We start from the raw sequence: 22,160 nt of genomic DNA, 5'->3' as shown, positions 1-22,160 counted from the left end.
AACGCCTTTGGTGCGCAGTCCGGTCGCCGGTTCCGCCAGGGAACTGGCGACCGATTTCGAATCCAAGTTGCTCTGCGCTGCCAATGCGTTAGTCTCGCTTTCTGGGCCCGCCGCCCGGCGGGCTGCCAGAGTGGGGCTGGTATGAGAATGAATTCGGGTGTTGATCTGCTGCGGATCGAGGATGTTGGCATCTCTTTTGCCATTATCGGCGGACCGTTGCATGCCGTCAGACGTGCAAATCTTCGCGTCTTGCCCGGCAAGGTCACTGCGCTTGTAGGCGAGTCCGGTTCCGGAAAATCGGTTCTCAGCCAGGCAGTGATGGGCATTTTGCCGAACACAGCCCATGCTCGCGGCCGTATCCTGTTTTCCGATCCTGAAAAGCCCGGCACGACGCAGGATATCCTGCAGATGCCGCGTGACGGACCCGAAATCCGGGCGTTGAGAGGCAGCCGCATCGGCAAGATCTTTCAGGAGCCGATGACATCACTGTCGCCGCTGCACACGGTCGGCAATCAGGTCAGCGAATCCCTGCAGATTCATACGCCCATGGCGCGGGCAGAGCGCAAGGCGCAGGCCGAGGAAATGCTCGACCTTGTCGGCTTTCCCAACCCCAAGCGCGCCTATGACATGTATCCGTTTGAACTTTCGGGAGGATTGCGTCAACGCGCCATGATCGCCATGGCGCTTATCTGCCGGCCCGCCCTGTTGATCGCCGACGAGCCGACAACGGCGTTGGACGTCACCATCCAGGCGCAAATCCTGCAATTGCTGCGCGGGCTTCAGGCCAAGCTGAACATGGCGATGCTGCTGATCACGCACGACCTTGGCGTGGTCGCCAATGTCGCCGACGAGGTGGTGGTCATGTACCATGGCGAGATCATGGAAGCGGGACCTGTCGAGGCGATATTCCGCCGGCCAGGCCACCCTTACCTGAAGGGCCTGATGGCAGCCGTTCCGCATTTCGACCTGAAGCCTGGCGAAAGGCTAAAGGCGCTCCGCGAGGTGCCGGTGAATGTCGGGAACCTGCTCGGCAAGCAGACGTCGCCGGCATCGAAGGGGCCGGACGACATCCTGCTGTCGGTCAGGGATCTGACAAAGACCTTCACCATCCGCAAGTCCGGATGGTTCGGCGGAGATCATCAAACCTCTGTTCGCGCCGTCGACGGCGTGAGCTTCGATATCAGGCGGGGAGAGTGTCTGGGTCTTGTCGGCGAAAGCGGCTCCGGCAAAACCACCGTCAGCAAGATCCTCATGCGGGCTGTCACCCCAAGCGGCGGCTCTGTGATCTTCAACGGCCGCGATGGTCCGATCGACGTCCTGGAAGCCGAGGGAGACGCCCTGCGCATGCTGCGCGCGAAAATCCAGATGGTCTTCCAGGACCCGGTTTCGTCGCTTTCACCTCGCATGACGGTGGAGAACATCTTGAGCGAGCCGCTGGAGATCCATCAACGTGGCAATGCCGCGTCCCGACTCGTCACGGTCAAGAGCCTGATGCAGGCAATCGGGCTCGATCCGCGCTTCATAAAGCGTTATCCGCACAGTTTCTCCGGCGGGCAGCGTCAGCGTATCGGCATCGCGCGCGCGTTGGCGCTGGGGCCCGAACTCCTGATCTGCGACGAGCCGGTTTCGGCACTCGATGTCTCCGTCCAGGCGCAGATCCTGAATCTTCTGAAGGACCTGCAGACGGAACTGGGCCTGACCTACCTGTTCATATCCCACAACTTGGCGGTGGTGGACTACATGGCAGACCGCATCGCGGTGATGTGCGGCGGCCGTATCGTCGAGCTCGCGCCGCGCGAAATTCTGCTTAGGAAACCGGTCCACCCCTACACGCGCTCACTGCTCGCCGCAGTACCTTTCCCCGACCTCGACAGGCCGATGGACTTCACAACGCTGAAGCTCGACGGCGCTTCCGACACCAGCGCATGGGGACCGCAATTCCGCGACGAGAGCGACAAGGATATGCTGTCGCCGCTCGACCTTGGCGGCGGCCACCTCGTGCTGGCCCGGCGTACGGCCGATGTCAGCGAGTTACGCCATTGATCAGCCGGCGCACCGTCCTTGGACTTATGGCTTCGGCATTTCTGCCGGGCACGTCGCGCGCCGGCGATCTGGAGCCGGAATTTCTTCAGCCGCAGCTGAAGGCCAAGGCGCTGCCGGCACTCGCCGAACGCTTGCCCAAGAGCCCGCGCGCGTTGAACCTCGCCGCGATGGGCCGGCAGCCCGGCCAGTATGGCGGCACGCTGCGCACGATCATCGGCAGCCAGAAAGATATCCGGATGATGACGATCTACGGGTATGCTCGCCTGGTCGGCTATGACGAAAAGCTCAACTTGCAAGCCGACATTCTCGAAAGTTTCGACGTAGCGGATGATCGCGTCTTCACGTTCAAGATTCGGGAAGGCCATAAATGGTCTGACGGTAGCCTGCTGACGCCGGAGGATTTTCGCTATTGCTGGGAAGATGTCTGGCTGAACGATGAGCTTTCGCAAGGCGGGCTTGCCCCTGCCCTGCTGGCGAACGCCAAGCCGCCACGCTTCGAGATCGTCGATCCGTCGACGGTCCGCTATAGTTGGGATGCGCCCAATCCCGACTTCCTGCCCAAGCTTGCTGCTGCTTCGCCGCTATCGCTGGTTCTGCCGGCCACCTATCTCAAGCAGTTCCACAAGAAATACCAGGATCCATTTCGGCTCGCCGGCCTGATGAAGGAGAACCGGGCCAAGAAATGGACGCTCCTGCATATCCGCATGTCGCGGCAGTATCGCCCGGAGAACCCGGAACTGCCGACGCTCGATCCATGGCGGAACCGGACCAAGCCCCCGGCCGAGCAATTCGTCTTCGAGCGCAACCCGTTCTTTCATCGAGTAGACGAGAATGGCCGGCAAATGCCCTACGTTGACCGGATTGTCATGAATGTCAGCTCGCCGGCGATCATTTCCGCCAAGACCGGTGCGGGCGAGAGCGACCTGCAAAGCATGGGAATTGACTTCACCGACTACTCCTTCCTGAAGGATGCGGAGAAGCGCTACCCGGTGAAGATGCATCTCTGGAAACGCACACAGGGTTCGCGGCTGGCGCTGCTGCCCAATCTGAATTGTGCCGACCAGGTGTGGCGTGGCCTTCTTCGTGACGTTCGCGTGCGCCGCGCCCTTTCGCTCGCTGTGGATAGGCGCGAGATCAATTTGGCCGTGTTCTACGGACTGGGGCAGGAAAGTGCCGATACGGTCCTGCCGGAGAGCCCGCTCTACCGGCCGGAATTCGCGAAAGCCTGGGTCGCCCATGATCCCGACCAGGCCAATGCCCTGCTCGACGAGGCCGGGCTTCAGACGCGTGACGATGACGGCCTGCGGATACTTCCCGACGGACGCCCAGCGCAGATCATAGTGGAGACGGCCGGCGAAAGCACGCTGGAAACCGACGCGCTCGAACTCATCACCGATCACTGGCGCAAGATCGGGATCGCCCTGTTCATCCGGACTTCGCAGCGCGATATCTTCCGCAGCCGCGCGCTTGGCGGCCAGATCATGATGTCGATGTGGTCGGGCATCGACAATGGCGTGCCGACCGCCGACATGAACCCGTACCAGTTGGCCCCAACTATGGACGACCAGCTGCAATGGCCGCTCTGGGGTGCTCACCACTTGTCTCATGGCAAGGTCGGTGAGGCGCCCGATCTTCCGCCTGTGGTCGAGCTGATGGCTTTGCTCAAGCGCTGGAAGGCATCGACCGAAGCCACGGAGCGTGCCGAAATCTGGAACTCAATGCTGTCGATCTACACCGATCAGGTGTTTTCGATCGGCACCGTGAACGGAACGCATCAGCCGGTTCTGGTGTCCTCGCGGCTGCGCAATCTGCCTGACAAGGCGCTCTACGGCTACGACCCGACCGCCTATTTCGGTGTCTACATGCCGGATACATTCTGGCTTGGAGAGTCCTGAGCGTGCTTCGATATTTTGTCTGGCGCATTGCCGTGATGGTTCCAACGCTGCTGGTCATATCGGCACTGGTGTTCACGATCATCGAACTTCCACCCGGCGACTATTTCGACAGCTATGTTGCCGAGCTTCGGGCTCAGGGCGAAGCGGTGGATTCCGATCGCATCGAGATGATGCGCAAGGACTATGGTTTCGACCAGCCACCGGTCATTCGCTACTTCTACTGGGTCGGCGGGATGTTGCGCGGCGATTTTGGCTATTCCTTCGAATATGAGCTGCCGGTCCGCGACGTCGTCGGGGACCGAATGTGGCTGACGGTGCTGGTTTCCTTCGTCACGATCATCTTCACCTGGCTCATCGCCTTTCCGATCGGCATGTACTCCGCCACGCATCAATACAGCTGGGGCGACTACGGCCTGACTCTCTTCGGCCTTCTCGGCCTTGCCATTCCGAACTTCATGCTGGCGCTGATCCTGATGTATTTCGCCAACATCTGGTTCGGCACATCCATCGGCCATCTCATGGACCAGCAATATCTCGGCGAGCCGATGAGCTGGGCCAAGGCGAAGTCGATCCTCGCCCATCTCTGGATTCCGGTCTTGATCATCGGCACCGGGGGCACGGCAAGCATGATCCGGCGGCTGCGCGCCAATCTTCTCGACGAGCTACACAAGCAATATGTCGTGACCGCGCGCGCCAAGGGACTTCATCCGTTCAAGGCGCTGGTCAAATATCCGCTGCGCATGGCGCTCAATTTCTTCATTTCCGATATCGGCTCTATCCTGCCGGCCATCATCTCCGGCGCCGAAATCACGGCGATCGTGCTGTCTTTGGAAACGACCGGGCCGATGCTGATCAAGGCGCTGCAAAGCCAGGACATGTACCTGGCAGGGTCGTTCCTCATGTTCCTCGCCTTCCTGACGGTCATCGGTGTCCTGATTTCCGACCTGGCGCTGGCGCTGCTTGATCCAAGAATTCGTTTGCAGGGCGGTAGCACCAAATGAGCACGCATTCGCCGCTGCCCGCTCCGGGTGCTCCGCTGCAACACTACGTTTCTACCGCGCCCTTTGACCTGGAGTCGGTCGAGGCGATGACGCCGGAGCAGTCGAAGGTCTTTCAGGCGTCGCAGTTGCGGCTGATGTGGTGGAAATTCCGGGAGCACCGGCTTGCCGTTATTTCAGGCATATTCCTGGCAGCGCTTTATTTCGGAATACTGATCTGCGAGTTCCTGGCCCCCTACAATCTGCACACGCGCAACATGGACTACATCTATTCGCCGCCGCAGCGGGTGCACCTGTTCCACAACGGCCAGTTCGTCGGGCCGTTCGTTTATGGCCGCCAGATGACGCTGGATATGGACACGCTCAAGCGGAACTACATCGAGAATCAAGATGATGTTCAGCGGATCCGTTTCTTCTGCAAGGGCGACAGTTATCGGTTCTGGGGCCTGATCGAAGGTGACAGGCATTTTGTCTGCCCTGCCGAAAACGGCCAGCTCTTTCTGGCCGGCACTGACAGGCTGGGGCGCGACGTGCTCTCGCGCATCATCTATGGCGCACGCATTTCACTGACAATCGGCCTCGTCGGCATCAGTTTCAGCTTCCTGCTCGGCATCGTCATCGGCGGACTGGCCGGCTATCACGGCGGTATATTCGACCTGATCGTTCAACGGATAATCGAAGTTCTGCAGTCAATCCCCAGCATTCCGCTATGGCTGGCTCTGGCGGCGATCATGCCGATAACCTGGAGTCCGATCCTGATCTATTTCGGCATCACCGTCATCCTCGGGCTACTCGACTGGACCGGATTGGCGCGGGCCGTGCGTTCGAAGCTTCTAGCGTTGCGCGAGGAGGATTACGTTCTGGCTGCGCAATTGATGGGCGCCAGAAGCAGCCGCATCATCGGGCGGCATCTCATTCCCGGCTTCATGTCGCATCTGATCGCGACGGCGACGATCTCCATACCCGGCATGATCCTGGGCGAGACGGCGCTGAGCTTCCTCGGGCTCGGCCTGAGGGCGCCGATAACCAGTTGGGGCATCCTGCTCACGGAGGCGCGCAGCGTCAGCGTCATCGCGTTCTATCCATGGCTGCTTTTGCCGATGCTCCCCGTCATTCTCGTCATCCTGGCGTTCAACTTCCTCGGCGACGGCCTGCGGGACGCTGCAGATCCCTACAAGTGAGATCGCTATTCCGCCGCGCGCCGGGCCACCCGCTCCACCCGGTATGATCCTGTCGGCAGCCTGTTCGGTTATTGCAGGGTTCATCGTTCGCCTCTATACGTGCCGGGACGCGATCGGCGGTTAACATGTCGCCCTCGGGTTTCACCCGTGAACCGCTCTGGTCGCGGGCATTGCTGATCTCTTGAGCTGGTTTCAGGACACACACGCATATGACTCGCCTTGAGAATTTCATCAGCAGGATGACCGCACAGCGCGACATTCTCGATCAGGTTTGCCCCGAGGTGGCGAAGATGGAAGGGCCGGTGCTCGAACTCGGCCTCGGCAACGGCCGTACGTACCACCATCTGCGCGAGCGCCTGCCCGGACGCCGGATCGTGGTGTTCGACCGTGAACTTAGCGCACACGCCAGCTCAATTCCCGACGCTGAAGACTTCGTGCTCGGCGAAATACGCGAGACGGCGAAGAGGTTCATTGGCATCGACGCGGCTCTCGTTCATGCTGACATCGGCACCGGCTATGACGATCGCGACGCAGTGACCTCTACCTGGCTTCCCGATCTGATCGCGCGCCTGCTTCGCGTCGGCGGCTTCGCGGTCAGCGGCACGCCCCTCGAGCACCCGCTGTTGCAACGCCTCCAGCCGCCGCCTTCGGTGCCCGCCGATCGTTATTTTGTCTGCAGGCGCGTGTGAGGGGCCGAGACGACCCAAATCTTCGGGGCCAAATCTTCAGGGGATCATATATACTGCTATCTCCCGCTCAATGCCGCGCAGCGAGACCTCGTGGGGCACGGGCGTCAGCGCGTTCCTGTGCAACAGATCGGCGGTGAGATTGTCGTCGACCACGGCACGAGTGGCGAAGATCGCCTGTGCGTTGGCAAGGTTCTGGACCCGCGAAGCAATGTTGACCGTCTGGCCGAAATAGTCCTGTCGCTCGTTCATAGACACGGCGATGCAGGGGCCGGCATGGACTCCGATCTTGAGCAGCAGATCCTCGCGCCCGCTCTTGTCGTTGAGCTCACGCATGGCATCGCGCATCCTGAGGGCCGCAGCAATCGCACGATCGGGCGTCGCGAAGGTCGCCATCACCGCATCACCGATCGTCTTCACCACCGCGCCTGCCTCTGCCGCGACGATCTCGTGCAGAACCTGGAAATGCACGCGCACGAGATCGAAGGCTGAAAGATCGCCAACCCGCTCGTAAAGCTCGGTCGATCCGCGCAGGTCGGTGAACAGGAAGGTCAGGCTGGTGATTTTCAGGCGCTGGTCGATGTCGAGCGTATCCGTGCGATAGAGATCGCGGAACGTCTGGTTGGTGAGCAGGCGCTTGGCGGTCAGGAAGGGCCGGCGTTTGCCCAGGAGATCATGCAATTCCTGGCCGGCGATGAAGACCGTCGGCAGCACGCGGGTGTCGGTCCTGTTCTCCAGCGAAATGCGCAACGGGCCGGGTTGCATCTCCAGCGTCTGGTTCTGGACATGGTCGCGGTCGAAGACCAAAGAGAGGCTTCGGCGCTCTTTTGTTGGTTCGCCCTTCCCGTCGATGAACTGCGCTGAATGGGTGACCGGCTCGAAGACGATGACGAACTCAGACGGAAGCTGGATGGGCAGAACCGCCTTTTCACCGGGGGCAAGCTCGATATCCTCCAGCGAGAACGCTTCTATCTTTTTCGCGAAATCCTCTTCCGGCAGATCGACGCCGGACGCCCAGTAGATCTGGCGGAAATATTCCACCAACGGCAGTTCGTGTGGATTGTGGGCGGCAATCCTGCGCACGCGAGGACTGACGGTGAATGTCACCTCGACCATCTCGTCGAGGGTCGGCGAATAGCCCTCGGAGCACAGCGCGCAGGTGTATTCGTCCTTCTGCAGGGTTTTCAGCGTGGCGTTGGAGTCGAGCACGCCGCCACAGCCGGGGCATAGAACATTCCAGGAAATGTCGAAGATGCCCACCCGCGCCGCATGGAGAAAGGCGCTTATGGCGCGTTCCTCGTCGAGGCCATGCTTGCTGGCGAAGGCTGGCGCATTGATGCGGCAAAGTTCGCGGTCCTTGCCCTCCGCGATGGTTCGCCTGATCGCGTCGATTGCCTGCGGATCGACATCGGTCGATTGCCGCAGAAGCGAGAACAGATCCTGAGCTTCGTTCATCGTGCAGGCTCCGGAAAATGCGCCCCCGAGGCGTCTTTGGTCCGAGTGCTCCATCTTACTTCGAAACGCATCGTACGGCCATTCGAATAGATAAGCCTGGTGACAGTTCAATTTCCATTCGGCGGATTTTCACTGGCCGCAAGCGGCACTAGGATGGCGGGGCATTCATCTTTGGGGTCTTCTCCCATGCCGACATCCAACAACCCGCCATTTCCCGCGGCCCTGCGCCTTTTCTCTGTGGTGGTCATCATCGTCCTGATCGTCGGCGCCGGCCTGTTTTTCGCGCCTGTGCTGGTCAAGCCGCGCTGGCCTTGGGCCGTCACGCCTTTCAATGCCCGCTTCCTCGGCGGCTTCTACACCGCCGAAATGGTCGTGATGGCGGCGCTGCTGGTCTGGAATCGCTGGTCACCCGGCCGGCTCGTGCTCGTCATGGCCTTCATCTTCACCGCCATCGTGTCGGTGGCTTCGTTCATCAATCTCGGCTATTTCAACTTCGAGCGCAAAGCGCCCTGGCTCTGGTTTTTGGTCTATCTCGCTTCGGTCGCGGTATCCGGGCTGTTCCTGTGGCGGGCCAGGGCCCGTCCTTCAGCAAAAGGCGTGACCTTAACCCCCGTGTGGCGCGGCTACATGCCGGTGGAATCGGCGATCCTTGGGCTCTATGGCGTCGGCCTGTTGCTGTTTCCCCTGACATTCGGCAGCATCTGGCCATGGCCGATCGATGCCTTCCACGCTCAGGTCTACAGCGCCATCTTCCTGGCCGGGGCGGGCGGTATATATCTCGTCTGCAGAAGCGCGCCGCCCGAGGAACTGCTGGTGCTCGGCTTGGCGCAGTTTCTGATTGGCCTGCTTGCCATCCTTGGCCTCGTCATCACCGACGCTGCGGTGCACCGGATCGACTGGACAGCGACCGGAACATTGTGCTGGCTCGCCCTTTTCGGCTGGATCGGCATCAGCGGCGTCTTCAAACTCTACGCCGCCTCCCGGTATTTTAGCTCGCATCCGGCATCATAGGTTGCAGAGACGGCTGGATTTTCAGGTGACGTCCGGTGCATCGTGGCGGCCGATTGCCTTCGCCGGGAAAGCCATGACCAGCACGACCTCGCCATCCCCAAAGAAAATCCAGCCGCAGCTCCGGTCCATCCGGCTAAGCGATGCGGAGGCGCTTTGCGCTATCTTCAACATGCCGGGCTTCCGCTGGGGCACGCTCAGGATGCCTTTCGAGATGGTGGAGCAGGTGGAGCGGCGCATCGCCAAGTCCGGCCAGGAAACCACCTGGATCGTTGCCGAATTGGACGGCAAGGTCGTCGGCCATGGCAGCCTGGTCGTGCAGGGTTCGCCGCGCCGTTCGCATATCGGCGAGATCAATATCGGCCTTGACGATGCCTTTGTCGGCAAGGGTATCGGCTCTGCCATACTTGGCGCGCTGCTTGACGTGGCTGACAACTGGCGCGCCCTGAAGCGGGTCGAATTGACCGTCTATGCCGACAACGAACCGGCCATCCGTCTCTACACAAGACACGGCTTCAAGGTCGAAGGCCGACATGTGAAGGCCGGTTTTACCGACGGCCAGTACCATGACCTCCTGAGCATGGCCCGGCTGCGGTTCTGAGATCCGCTGTTTGGTCCTAACTGTTTAGCCAATCTGATAATTCGTGCCGAGTCGGCGCGAACAGGCGATTGCTCATGGAGACCTGCGTTGGATACGGTCAATTTCGCCTCCATGTGTGGGCCGGTCGCATCCAGCAAGTCTGGTCTCCCTTGGCGTTTGCACCGCAAGCGGCTAGACGGGACCAATGACCGCCGTCTTTGACCCTACGCCTCCGGTGGAAATTCTGGCAGTGCTGTCGCTGCTCTGCCCGGAAGTCGTGCGCGACATCGAGCAGAACTGGAATGCACCGGTTTCCGACTACGCCCGCCATCTGTGGCGGCCGGTGGCAAGGCCTGCATCGGGCCCGGCGATCGCTGCCCGCTCGATCCTGCGCGAAGTCCTGCATCAGCGCCTTGGTGTGATCATGCAGCCTGAAGAGATCGGCAAGGTCCTCGACGAGTTCGAGTACAGACCGGTGATTCAGTCCGGCCTGCACTGCCTGCTTCTGATGGACCGGATCACCTTCGATGCCCTCCTGCTTGCCTGGCTCGGCGCGGTCGAAAACGGGCTGTCGGCCTTCTTCAGCTTCATGGGAACGACGATGACCATGGAGACAATTGGCCGGGAGGGGCCGGGATGGCTCGATGTCGGTGACGACAAGGTCAACCTGTTTGGCATGGGGCGCCACAAACTGTGCCGCAAAAGCGCCTGCGTGGCCGGTCCCGTCACCCTCAACAAGCGCGCGCTCGAAGCGGTGGGCGACGAAACGGATGCCAGCCGCTGGCTGGGCACACTGCTTGCCAGCCAGGACAAGGTGTTTGGAACCGCCGCCGATGCGCTGACAGCCCTCAACGAGGATCTGGTCGCCGATTGGGATCGTTCCGGCATGGCCCAGCCGGTTTTCATCGATGATCGGCTCGCCGCGGCTGCCATGGCGCGGCATCTGGAACATGACGGCAGCCTTGTTTCCAGGCTGCTCCTTGAGCCCGCAAGGCGCCAGCGTCTCGAACGTGCCTTGCAAGCAGCCGCATCGAGCCCATTTGGCAGATTCCTGCCCAATGCCACGGCCTATTTCTGGGGCATCCGCGAGGAGCGCGTGCGCAAGCTCGTCCTCGAGAACGGGCACCTGATCGAGCCTGGCAGGCCGCATGGTCTTTCCATTCCGTTCGAGCGGCCGCATCTCAGGCAGGCGCTACTGGACGGCGTGCTGCTGCCGAACTTGTTCCTGATGTTCCTCGTCCTGGCCATATTGCCGCGCGTGCGGGTTGTGGGCGGCCTGAGACAGATTGGTTATGTAGCGCTTTTCCACTCGATCCTGCTGGCTGCGCTGGATGAAAACGCGCCGGAAGAGCGCGATCTGGCTGCGGAGCTGCGGGTTCGGGAAAACGCCTGGGGCATGCGGGTCATCGACGAAAAGATCTCGGTCCGCGAGCAGCTTGCCGGCCTGCCGGAAGGGGCGGTCTTCCCGGACCTGCTCCGGCAATACCGTTTGCGGACGTTTGCCGAGGCGACCGACGACCTGAAGCTGGTTCGCGAAAACGCCCGATGGCGCAAGATCGGCCAGGCAGAGATCAAGGCGAACTGAGCCTACTTCAGGTTGATTTTCTGGTGCGCAACCGCAAGCGACGGCGATCTATCGGTGAGCCTCTGGCGTCTGATCCGGCCGCGTCCTTGACGCTGATGCCTTTCGGGATTTCGACGGCGGCTTCCGCCTCGATCGGCAGCGCTCTGCCACCGGACCCACACGGATCGCTCGATGCCCATTTGCGCTGCCGCTTGCTGGTCGACGGCTATCGGTTCATTCTTGTGAACCTTGGCCGTGAAGTGCGTAGCGAGATCACGCCGTCACGGCCCCTAGTGAGGTCTTGTTCGATGGACTGCTCGGGCTGCGGTTTCGAGGTTGAGGGCGGTTACGCTTTCTGTCCGAGGTGTGGCAGGCGCCAGCCCGTGCCATGCGCCAGTTGCGGCTACCGCTGCGCACCTGATTTCGAGTTCTGTCCGAAATGTGGGGCAAGCGTCGGTGCGCCCGCAAAAGCCGTCGAACGGCCTGCTCCGACGCCAAGCCGGACCATTGTGCAGCCTTCTCGAACTCCGTCGCTGCTTCCGAACATCGAAAGCGAAGATGGGCTGTATCCCGTCTCTGACGCCGATCGCCGGACGGTAACGGTCCTGTTCGCCGACCTTTGCGGCTTCACGACACTCAGCGAGCAGCTCGACCCCGAGGTCATGCAAGCGCTGCAGAACGAACTTTTCAAGGAATTGACGGCGGCCGTGCGAAACTTTGGTGGTTTCGTCGACAAATTCATCGGCGATGCACTGCTCGCTTTGTTCGGTGCGCCGGTCGCGCATGAGGACGATCCGGAACGTGCGCTTCGCGCCGCTCTCGACATGATCGCCCGGACGGCGCGGCTCGGCGAAAGCACCCCCCACTCCGGCTCGCCTCTGTCACTCCATATCGGCATAAACACTGGTCCGGTCGTCACTGGCGGATTGGGGGTCGGCACCGCCAAATCCTATTCGGTGACCGGCGATACAGTGAATACGGCGCAACGCCTGCAATCGCTGGCCGCACCGGGTGAGGTGCTGGTAGGCGAGCTCACTCACAGGCTGACCCGGCACGCCTTCTCTTACGAGTCGCTGGGTGATGTCGTGCTTCGCGGCAAGGCTGGCAGTGTGCTCGTCCATCGACTGGATGCACCGCTTGCGGCGCCGCGTGCAGCGCGTGGGCTCGAGGCGCTCGGCCTCAGTGCGCCGATAATAGGTCGTGGTGCGGAGCTCAATAGAATGCTGGCGTGCCTTGACCAGGCGTGCGGCGGCTCGGCCCAACTTGTCCGCCTCGTCGGAGAAGCCGGTATCGGGAAATCGCGGCTGGTGAACGAGTTCGTCGCCCGCGTCGGCGACGAGGATCGTTTTCGCAACGTCGCCGTGCGGCAGGCCACGTGCTCACCGCTGGGCGAACAATCATTTGGCGCCTTGGGCGCAGTGGTGCGCAGCGCTGCCGGGATGATGCAAAACGACAATGGGGACGAAATGCGGGGGAAGCTCGCAGGCTTGCTTGCCGATCTCGGCCTGCAGGGCGAGGAGGCAAAGCGGCTGATGCCTTTGCTCTACCATGTGCTTGGCCTTGGCGACCCCGATACCACCTTGCAGCATGTCGAGCCCGAGCAGCTGCGGCGGCAAATTCTCTACGCAGTCCGCACAATCATCGAACGGCGGCTTGCGTTGTCGCCGCTGTTGATTGTCGTCGAAGACCTGCACTGGGCCGACGCCGTGTCGCTCGAGGCACTACGTTTCGTGATGGACAGGTTAGTGCGCACGCGGTTGATGGTGCTGGTCACGCATCGTCCGGCGCCGGACAATGACCAGCTCGACTCAAGTCGGGTCAGTCACACAGCGCTGAGGCTTTCGCCCCTCAACAGCGATGACGGACGCAGCCTGCTGGCGGCGCTTTTCGGCGAGAGCTGGGTAAACTCCGCGGGAGGGCTTCTCGACCAGATCCTCGAGCGCGCGGGCGGCAACCCCTTTTTTGTAGAGGAGATCGTTCGCGGCCTTATCGATCGCGGTGTACTGATGCGCGAGGGCCAGCGATGGCGGACTGTGGCAGGCGAAGTGGCAACCGGCATTCCCGCCACTATCCAGGCAATGTTGCTTGCTCGCGTCGACCGGCTGCCCCAAGAGGCGCGCCGGTTGGCCCAGGAAGCCGCGGTAATCGGCCCGCGCTTCAATGCCACACTTCTGAAAACCGTGACAGCCGACCCTGGCCGGCTAGAAGCCGGCTGCGAACTGCTTTGCGATGCGGAAATCATCGAGGAAGTTGCCGGATCAGGCTCGGTCTCGTCGCAAGGCTACCGCTTTACGCAAACACTGCTGCAGGACGTGATCTACCAGAATCTGCTCCTGCAACGCCGGACCGACATCCACGGGCGGGTCGGCGCTGCCTTGGAGCAACTGTGCGGCGACAAGCCGGAACGGCTCGAGGATTTGACCGTGCTCGGTTATCATTTCGCACAGAGCGCCGAGCGGGAGAAGGGCGCGCATTACCTGCAGGCGGCGGGCGATCGCGCTCGCATGATATACGCCAACGACGACGCCCTTCGTTTCTACGATCGAGCACTGACTGCGTTGGGCGCGATCGGGCAAACACCGCTCAAACTGGCAATTGCAGAGCGCATTGCCGATTTGAGCGGCCCGGTAGGCCGCCGCGAGATCGCGCACCACCACTACGAGACGGTGTTGCAGGCATACCGCGAGTCAGCCAATCGTGTCGCTTCGGCGCGAGTTTTGCGTAAGATCGGTCGGCTGCTCTGGGACGTCGGCAAGCGGGACAACGCAGAATCCCGCTATGCTGAAGCGGCAGCGCTCCTCGATGGAGCGGATGCTCCGATCGAGCAAGCGCAACTCTGGCAAGAACGTGGCCGACAGGCGTTCCGTAGCGGAGATCACGCTCTCGCGGTAAAATGGGCAGACGCGGCGCTGGATTGCGTACGCACTCTGACAACGGAGCATGTCTCCGAGGTAGGATGTGATGCCACTCTTGTGACCGCCGAGGCACTTAATACCAAGGCTGTTGCGCTGGCTCGCCTTGGGCGAAGCCGTGAAGCCGTGCGACAGGTTGAGCGTAGCATTGAATTGGCCGAAGCCGCCGGTCTACTGGGCGCGGCCTGTCGCGGCTACACCAATCTCGGCGTGCTTTACACGACTATCGATCCGGCACAGGCGATGGAGGTCTGTCGGCGCGGTCTTGAAGTGGCGCGCCATATTGGTGATTTGGGTTTCCAGGCGCGCCTTCTCGCCAATCTGGCTGTCGCTTGTTGTACTTTCACGGATCGCTGTCCAACGGAGGGCGTGCCTGCTGCCGAGAAGGCCATCGAGATCGACCGGGCGCTCGACCAGCGCGAGCACCTGGCGGTGCCGTTGATCGTGCTTGGGCAGATCCACCAGTGCCACGGCCGTCCGGAACTGGCGGTCGGCTTGTTCCACGAAGCACTGGACGTAGCCCGCGAAACGGGCGAACCCCAACTGCTGTTTCCGTGCTATGATGGTCTCGCAACGCTTAATCTCGACCTCGACAATCTGGCCGAGGCCGAACGCTACTTTTCCCTGGCGCAGGGCATATGCGCCCAGCACGGGCTCGACCCGGAAGCGCTTGTGGTGCTGCCTTTTCTCGACTAGCCGGGTTGGAGGTTGGAAATGTCCGCGCGTAGTGACTTGGTACCGCTTCAACCGGGCGACCGTGCGCCGAACTTGGTACTCGACGCCATTACCCAGGAAGGCAAGATCGCGCTTGACGACTATCGCGGACAAAAACCGGTGCTGGTCGGCCTGTTTCGAGGTCTGCATTGTGCGTTTTGCCGGCGCTATATCGCCGCCCAGGCGCGGCTTGATCCGGAGCTGCGCGAAAAGGGCGTGGAGAGCCTGACGGTGGTCAACACCCCGATCGAACGGGCGCGCCTCTATTTCCGCTACCACCCGATGCCGAATCTGCTTGCGGCCTCCGACCCTGAGCGCGCTTCACATCGTGCTTTTGGACTGCCCAATCTCGAATTCACCCAAAACGAGACGAACTGGCCGTACAAGGTCTCGATGGCAGCGGTAAAGGATATGCGGGTCGACATACCAGGCGAGTTGCCCGGTCCTATGGATCCTATTGCGGCCACCGAAATCCTCAACAAGATGGACCATTACGAAGTGACCGAAGCCGACGAGCAGATGGTGGCAACGGGACACGGACAACTGGTCGGTCAGTTCCTGCTGGACCGGCAGGGGATCGTCCGCTGGAGCTTCACGGAGGTTCCAGAGGGTGGGCGATACATGTTTGGGGCGCCAAGCCCGCAGGAGCTGATGTCAGCCGTGTCCCAAGTCGCCCAATAGACTTGCGAACGAGGTAAGGTAAACGGGCGGGACACTGAAATGACACTGACGAGACGAGTTCACCGTTCTTCGAGCACGGCCTCGACCTTGGCTACAAAGTCATCGAGTGAGCGATCCCCGCGAATCTCGATGCGCGGAAGGTCGATGGGATCGCAATCGAGGTCCGCCGGCCCGTGTCTGCCGCCGAAGCCGATCCGATAGCCGCACTCCTTGGCCAGCCGGCCAAGCCGTCGGTCGGTGACAGAAAAGGGTGCCGCGAACGCCGTGGTTGGCCGACCGGTCCACCGTTCGATGAACATGCGAGAGCGCAGGAGCTCGGCGGCCAGGTCGGAGCTCGACAGACCATCGATGGCGCGATGCGTCGCCAGATGGCTTCCGAAGAACGCACCTTCGGCGGCGAGGCGTCGCACCGTCCCGGCGTCCATAAGCTGTGTCGGCGGACCGCTGTCGGCGTCCCACAGTGCACTTTCACCCACTAGGTCCGTCACCAGGAACACTTCCGCGGTCAGGTCGTTCGCTCGCAAGATCGGCCAGGCATGGTCGGCAAAGTTCTGGAAGCCGTCGTCGAAGGTGATGAGCACTGGGCGGCCAGCGAAAGGTTGACGGCTGGCGATGAACCGTTCCAGCTGCTCGGACCTAATCGCGTGAAAGCCATTGGCGCGCAGCCATGCCATCTGACTGTGGAATGCGGCGGGCGTGAGCCGAAAACGGGCGAGCGCGGCCGGACCTTCATCGGCGACGCTGTGATACATGAGGACAGGGATACGCTGCCGCCGCTCGCTACGCGCAACGTCGCGGCGCAGGGCCCGCGCCCCGCCCCAGACGATATTTCGCGCGACCCCGATTTCGAGGCGCGCGCGGATTGGCGCATGATCGATCATCGGTTCCGTCGCCACCTCGTCCGGTGACAGGCGGCGGAAGCGGTCTATGCGATAGAGCTCGGTCTGGATCGATTGATCGAGGACGAGGCCTTCGGTCCCTGCCAGCGTCTCTGAGATCGCTTGTGCACCGAATGTGTTCCAGTCGAAGCCGGTCCTTTCAACATTGTCGCGTAATACGAATGCGTGTGCGTTGATGAAACTGCCGCCAGGCGCCAATGCCTCGACGATTTTTTTGGCGATGCGCCGCAACTCGGCGAGATCATCCAGATAGTAGAGCACTTCCGAACACACGATCAGGTCCATCTCACCAGGCAGCGTGTCCGCGCAGAAATCCAGTACGCCGAACTCAACATTCGGCTGATCGCTGCATCGCGCGCGCGCTCGCCCGATAGCGACGGCGGAGATGTCGGTTGCGGTCAAATGGCCCACTCGCGGCGCCAGCTGCCGCGTGAAGTGCCCCTCCGCGCAGGCCAGCTCGAGCGCCCGTCCGATCGGACCAGCAGGCAGAATTTCGAGCTGCCGCTCATATTTTTCCTGCTCATAGGACGAACCGTAGTTCCAAGGATCCTCGGTCGCGAAACGGCGATTCCAGAACGACCTGCGATCATTGTCGTGCCCATCCGCAGCCGATGCACGGTGCGGTGGTGCAAGCGGCTCTGTAGCTTCGGCGCTCGACCGAACCAGCCTCCGCGCTTCCGCGGCCAACCGCGCGAGTTTGCCGAAGTGGCTGTCCCGATCGGACCGGCGTCCGGCGATGGACAACAATGCCTCGGCTGCAGATATGTCTGACATGTCGGCACCGGCACCCTGTTGCGGGGCATGTACAGGCGGTCGCCTCGCAAGCCGCGCGGCACTGTGTATAAGCCGCTCAGGGGGCACGAAATCTCGGGCCAATTCAATCCAATGGCGCCTTGTCACTTTCCCGAGTACGCCGAACTGCACGACAGCCTCGATCTGGCCATCCATCATCAGATAGGCATAAATTTGATCGATTCCTTCCGGAAGTTCGATCGAGGTCGGATTTCGAATATCGACGCGAATTGCAAGCGTCCGCGCCAGCCGGCGCGGCGCGGCAAGATCGTCGAAGTCGAGAAGCATTTCCTCAAGGTGATACTGGACGCGGCGCCCCGCGACGGGATCGTCCCAGACCTTGCCGAGTTCGGTGATCAACTCGGTGAGGGAGCCGCCGAACCTGTCCCATCTGGCAGCCAATTGCGCTGGCACCGATAGGCTTCCTACCATAAGGCCATCGAAGGCCACCTTGGCGATCTCACGCGCCCACTTACGTCCTGCCGGGAGCGCGCGCAGGGTCTGCGGGCTGATCGAGCGGCGGCCGCTGCCGCAATCCGACGCGGCGTTCCACAACGCGAACCACGCGAGTGCTTCGGAAGCGGTGCGGCCGTTCGTTTCGATCGCACCATTGGCATGAGCCGATGCTGGCTTTTTGACCCTGGGATCAGGAGAAAAGCCGCGGGCGATCACGATTTCCGCATCGGCCAGCATCTGTGTCGAATTGCGGGTGAGCGAGTTGGGACTGGTCCGATAGAAAGCGAGCGACTCGTCGACCATCACCCAACGTTTGCCTAGACGTGCCAGGCACTGCCACAGATCCCAGTCCTCGCAGGTGCGCAGCGAAACATCGAAGCCGCCCAACTCGACAATTGTCTTCCGGTCGACGAGCAGCGCGTGAGTGCGGACGGGGCAACGGCGCGCGAATGTTTCGAAGGGCTGGATCGCAACCTCCGTCGGGATGCTCGACGGGGTGAGTTCGCCATCGGGCATCACGCGCCGGGAACCGCAATAGGCGGCGACCGCATCGGGCGCGGCTTCAAGTGCGGCCAGCATTTTCGCAAGGAAGCCGGCGTCCACCCAATCGTCCGCATCCAGGAACATGAGCCAGCGTCCGCGCGCTGTCGAAATCCCGCTATTGCGCGCGCCGGCGGCGCTATACGCAGAAGCGCTCAACGTCCGAAACCGGGCATCGTGCTCCACATAGCCGGCGATGATCGCGGCGGTGGCGTCCGTGGAGACGTCGTCGACGACGATCGCCTCCCAATCCACTATTTCCTGATCGACAAGGCAATCGAGTGCGCGCGGCAGCGTTACCTCCGCGTTGTGCGCAGGAACCACGATTGAAACCAAGGGATTATGCGCCACGCCGTCTTACCCGCGCCTGGTTCGAAGGTAGAACAAGAGTCCCGAAACATAGCCGGCGATTTCCTGCCAAAGGAAACGGTCCTCAGCGACACTGCGTCCAAACAGTCTCCTGCGAACGCTTCCGAGCCGCCGCGACGCCGCCATTTGGCTGCAGAGCGAGCTTGCTCCTGTCGTGCTACCGATGTTGGAAGCCGGGCGCAGCATTCGCATCCGTGCCGCCGAGCTTGGGCGCCAGCTGTCGCAGAGGGACGTCAAGGCCAAGCATGCCGCATAGTCATGTCGTCGATCCCCGGAGTCGGCGCCATGACCACGAGCTGCGGTCCCTGGCATCGTGCAATAGCTATGGCAACCTGACGTCTTTTGCAATCGGGACGCAATAGATACAAGCCCACTGAAGCGTTGGTGTGAATGACTGCAGTGATTGGGACTATTGCTCCCCTCCTATCGACCGAAACGCCTCGATTCCGAGGTGCATTCTCGAACAGCCATTCTCCGTGCGAAACAAGACCTTCCTTCTACCGTTGGGCCCGCATCGGAAGCTGATCGTCGCAGTATACAACCGGGTGCGAGACAGTATGTGCACCGCCAGACCCGCTATTTTAGATACTTCTAATGAATATGCGCTACTTAATTGAGTTTCAAGTAGCTATAGACTGACATTGTATTATTCATTTCTATAGTAGATTGCGTCAAATGGTCGATTAGATTAGCCGGTTATGCCTGCTATCACGAAGAGATGTGCGAGCGACGTAACTCGGAACCCGTTCATTTGCCGCTAGTCAAGAGATGTAAAAGGGACCCACGAATTGGCTTAAGGCAAGAAGATTCCGGCTTGCGAGCCGGCTATTTTGCTGACATGTTTGGGCGTTTTTGGGTTTTGCACTGTGGCAGGTGTTCAAATGAAGGGGCATAAGGATGGCTAAGGAATCTTCGAGTACCGCTTCTTCGGCAAGTAAAGCGGACGAAAATTTGATAAACAATCCAGATGGAAACGGGCTGGCCTTCATGGGGGTCCAGGCCCGCGAGAGCGGGGTGTCCGGCGACGCTGTAGGTGTCGACAAGATACGTGATCTGCTGTTCGGCAACCAGATGCAGGACTACGACCGCCGATTTTCCAAGCTTGAAGAACGGTTCTTGCAGCGCTTCAAGGATGTCGAATCCGAGGCCAAGCGCAATCTTGAAATGTACGAGTCGAATGCAAAGAAGCAGGTCGAATCGCTCGCGGCGCAATTGCGGAACGAAAAAGATGCACGAGCCGAGGCCGACAAGGAGATTGACCGGAATCTTCGCGAGCAAAATCAGGCGCTTGAAAAGCAGGTGCGCGCGTTGTCGGATCAATTGAGCGAGCTTGAGCGCGAAGTGGCGGACCGGATAAATCGAAGCGATCAATTGCTGCGTGAGGAAATCAAGCAAAAGAATGAAAGCATTCAGATGCTGATTGAGAAAATGTTTTCCGATCTCAGCAACGTCAAGACCGACCGAAATCTTTTGGCCGGCCTGTTTGTCGAGGTTGCAAAATGTCTAAATCAGGATCCCGTCGGCAGCAAGCACAACTCGGAACGCAGCTGGAAAGTGAGTTGATCGGAACTTGACGTCGACCGTCGACCCAATCAGCCTTCCTCAAAGAGCAGCTTCGAACGATCCAGAGATTGATCGCGAGGCTCTGGCTAATCTTTTGGTCGAAATTGCCCGGAACGTCGATCCGGACTATCGTGCGCGTCTCGACGGAGTTCCAACCGCCGATCCTCGCATGGAAACGCTGCGCCAGTTGCTGGTCGGCCGGGAACTTTCGGAGCTTTCACGAGTTGCGCACCTGCTCGACGAACCTGAGCAGCTTGCGTCTGCAGTGGGGGGTGTTCTCCCCAGCGCAGCCGCACGTGCGCCTCATGTGCAACTCGGCGAGGCCCTTACGCCAGCTGTCGAGAGGGCCGTGCAACGGTCCATCCAGAAGAGCCCGCGTACGCTTACGGATATATTATACCCGGTGTTTCTGCCGGCAATTCGCAAGTCGATCGGGGAAAAGATCGATCAGACCTTTCAGTCGCTGAATGAAACTCTAAGACATATATTTACCTGGCATGGGCTCAAGTGGAGATTTGAAGCTTGGAGAACGGGTGCAAGCTTCTCGGAAGTTGTTCTTAAGCATTCTCTTGTCTATCGTGTAGAGCATGTATTTCTCATCAACCGCAATTCCGGGATTTTGATAGCGCATGTAACAGCCGATAATGCAACGAGCGAAGATCCTCAACTCATTTCTTCGATGCTTAGTGCTATTCAAGATTTTGTGAAAGACTCATTTAACGAGAAAGAACAAAGCGGCCTGGACACTATCCGTTTCGGAGAGCTTCGTCTCTGGTCGGAAGTTGGACCGTTTGCGACTTTGGTCGCGGTGATCCGGGGAAATCCGCCAGAGGAATTACATGAAATCGTTCGCGATGTGTTGTTTCGCATCCATGATGAATACTCCCAGGCTTTAGAGCAGTTTGACGGCGACAGTTCGCAGTTGGCCGGCATAGAGACGCAGTTGCGGACCTGCGTTGAACTGAAGCAGGAGGACTCAAACCAGGGATTTCCGTGGCTGGTGGTGGCTGCAGTCCTGCTGGTTTTGATTCCGGCAGGCGGTTGGTTCTTTCTTTCCTGGCAATCCGGGCAACGCTGGCAGGCCTATGTGTCGCGGCTGAGTACCCAGCCGGGCATCATCGTTGCCGAACAAAAGATGCGCGATGGCCAATTCTATATTGCCGGTCTGAGAGACCCGCTTGCCGCCGACCCGCAGGCTTTGCTGTCCGGAACGCAGGTCGATCCCGCCCGCGTTCATTCGCAGTGGCAATTCTATCAGAGCCTTGATCCGGAGTTCGTGTTGAAGCGGCTAACGGCGTCGCTGGCTCCGCCGGATTCAGTACGACTTTCGATCGTCGAGGATCGCATCGTTGCCGAGGGTGAGGCTCCCGACACCTGGATAGATCGGGCACGCGCAGCGGCCCGACAGCTTGAGGCAGGCGGACCGGTATTCGATATCTCCAGGGTCCGTGATGTGAGCCCCGAAGCACGCGAGGCGGAGCGCTGGCAGGCCTATGTGTCGCGACTGGGAACCCAGCCGGGCATCATCGTTGCCGAACAAAGGATGCGCGATGGCCAATTCTATATTGCCGGCCTGAGAGACCCGCTTGCCGCCGACCCGCAGGCTTTGCTGTCCGGAACGCAGGTCGATCCCGCCCGCGTTCATTCACAGTGGCAATTCTATCAGAGCCTTGAGCCGGAGTTCGTGCTGAAGCGGCTAGCGGCGTCGCTGGCTCCGCCGGATTCAGTACGACTTTCGATCGTCAATGATCGCATCGTTGCCGAGGGTGAGGCTCCCGACACCTGGATAGATCGGGCACGCGCAGCGGCCCGACAGCTTGAGGC

14 protein-coding genes and 1 pseudogene are annotated in these 22,160 nt (G+C 60.7%); 13 read left to right on the top strand and 2 right to left on the bottom strand.

What is annotated here, in order from left to right; genetic code table 11:
• The first annotated feature begins 147 nt into the window (after positions 1-147).
• The 5 genes from AC0L2C_RS28585 (at position 148) to AC0L2C_RS28565 (ending at position 6,806) form a co-directional block, all read left to right on the top strand.
• Positions 148-2,043, top strand: a complete 1,896-nt coding sequence (locus tag AC0L2C_RS28585; protein ID WP_473524991.1) for an ABC transporter ATP-binding protein — start codon at positions 148-150, stop codon at positions 2,041-2,043.
• On the top strand, positions 2,040-3,938 hold the full coding sequence (locus AC0L2C_RS28580) for an ABC transporter substrate-binding protein (protein WP_473524990.1): 1,899 nt from the start codon (positions 2,040-2,042) through the stop codon (positions 3,936-3,938). Before AC0L2C_RS28585 ends, AC0L2C_RS28580 begins: the two co-directional genes overlap by 4 nt.
• A 2-nt stretch (positions 3,939-3,940) precedes the next feature.
• A complete protein-coding gene (locus AC0L2C_RS28575) occupies positions 3,941-4,939 on the top strand; it encodes an ABC transporter permease (protein ID WP_023797971.1) in 999 nt (332 codons plus the stop codon).
• Positions 4,936-6,117 (top strand): ABC transporter permease, encoded by a 1,182-nt coding sequence (locus AC0L2C_RS28570; protein WP_091594734.1) that lies wholly within the window; start codon positions 4,936-4,938, stop codon positions 6,115-6,117. The genes AC0L2C_RS28575 and AC0L2C_RS28570 overlap by 4 nt, the downstream gene beginning before the upstream one ends.
• 209 nt (positions 6,118-6,326) lie before the next feature.
• Positions 6,327-6,806 carry a class I SAM-dependent methyltransferase gene (locus AC0L2C_RS28565; protein WP_128173712.1) on the top strand — a complete coding sequence of 160 codons (480 nt, stop codon included), beginning with the start codon at positions 6,327-6,329 and terminating at the stop codon, positions 6,804-6,806.
• A 36-nt stretch (positions 6,807-6,842) separates the two neighbouring features.
• Here the strand turns inward: AC0L2C_RS28565 and AC0L2C_RS28560 are convergent, their stop codons facing one another.
• On the bottom strand, positions 6,843-8,258 hold the full coding sequence (locus AC0L2C_RS28560) for an adenylate/guanylate cyclase domain-containing protein (protein WP_027154825.1): 1,416 nt from the start codon (positions 8,256-8,258) through the stop codon (positions 6,843-6,845).
• Between the two features lie 186 nt (positions 8,259-8,444).
• Here AC0L2C_RS28560 and AC0L2C_RS28555 point away from each other — a divergent pair, with 186 nt between their 5' ends.
• The 5 genes from AC0L2C_RS28555 to AC0L2C_RS28535 all read left to right on the top strand — a co-directional run bounded on the left by AC0L2C_RS28555 (position 8,445) and on the right by AC0L2C_RS28535 (position 15,717).
• On the top strand, positions 8,445-9,269 hold the full coding sequence (locus tag AC0L2C_RS28555) for a hypothetical protein (protein ID WP_473524989.1): 825 nt from the start codon (positions 8,445-8,447) through the stop codon (positions 9,267-9,269).
• Between the two features lie 73 nt (positions 9,270-9,342).
• On the top strand, positions 9,343-9,867 hold the full coding sequence (locus AC0L2C_RS28550; protein WP_287072582.1) for a GNAT family N-acetyltransferase: 525 nt from the start codon (positions 9,343-9,345) through the stop codon (positions 9,865-9,867).
• 184 nt (positions 9,868-10,051) lie between these two features.
• On the top strand, positions 10,052-11,431 hold the full coding sequence (locus AC0L2C_RS28545; RefSeq protein WP_473524988.1) for a hypothetical protein: 1,380 nt from the start codon (positions 10,052-10,054) through the stop codon (positions 11,429-11,431).
• 287 nt (positions 11,432-11,718) lie between these two features.
• Positions 11,719-15,018 carry an ATP-binding protein gene (locus AC0L2C_RS28540; RefSeq protein ID WP_473525005.1) on the top strand — a complete coding sequence of 1,100 codons (3,300 nt, stop codon included), beginning with the start codon at positions 11,719-11,721 and terminating at the stop codon, positions 15,016-15,018.
• 18 nt (positions 15,019-15,036) lie between these two features.
• A complete protein-coding gene (locus tag AC0L2C_RS28535) occupies positions 15,037-15,717 on the top strand; it encodes a redoxin domain-containing protein (RefSeq protein ID WP_027154820.1) in 681 nt (226 codons plus the stop codon).
• 59 nt (positions 15,718-15,776) lie between these two features.
• On the opposite strand, the gene AC0L2C_RS28530 is transcribed toward AC0L2C_RS28535, so the two are convergent.
• On the bottom strand, positions 15,777-18,755 hold the full coding sequence (locus AC0L2C_RS28530; RefSeq protein ID WP_473524987.1) for a trifunctional glycosyltransferase/class I SAM-dependent methyltransferase/polysaccharide deacetylase: 2,979 nt from the start codon (positions 18,753-18,755) through the stop codon (positions 15,777-15,779).
• 160 nt (positions 18,756-18,915) lie between these two features.
• On the opposite strand from AC0L2C_RS28530, the pseudogene AC0L2C_RS28525 reads away from it, so the two are divergent.
• From AC0L2C_RS28525 to AC0L2C_RS28515, 3 genes and pseudogenes are all read left to right on the top strand, one after another.
• Positions 18,916-19,070 (top strand): annotated as a pseudogene (locus AC0L2C_RS28525) (IS110 family transposase); the annotation flags it as partial.
• A 600-nt stretch (positions 19,071-19,670) separates the two neighbouring features.
• Positions 19,671-20,336, top strand: coding sequence for a coiled-coil domain-containing protein (locus tag AC0L2C_RS28520; protein WP_236372665.1), 666 nt, complete (start codon positions 19,671-19,673; stop codon positions 20,334-20,336).
• A 7-nt stretch (positions 20,337-20,343) separates the two neighbouring features.
• Positions 20,344-22,160: protein kinase family protein (locus AC0L2C_RS28515; protein WP_473524986.1), on the top strand; the 1,817-nt coding region annotated here is incomplete at its 3' end.

The sequence above is a fragment of the Mesorhizobium sp. WSM4845 genome (assembly GCF_055811455.1).
This window is presented reverse-complemented; position numbering and strand designations above follow the sequence as displayed.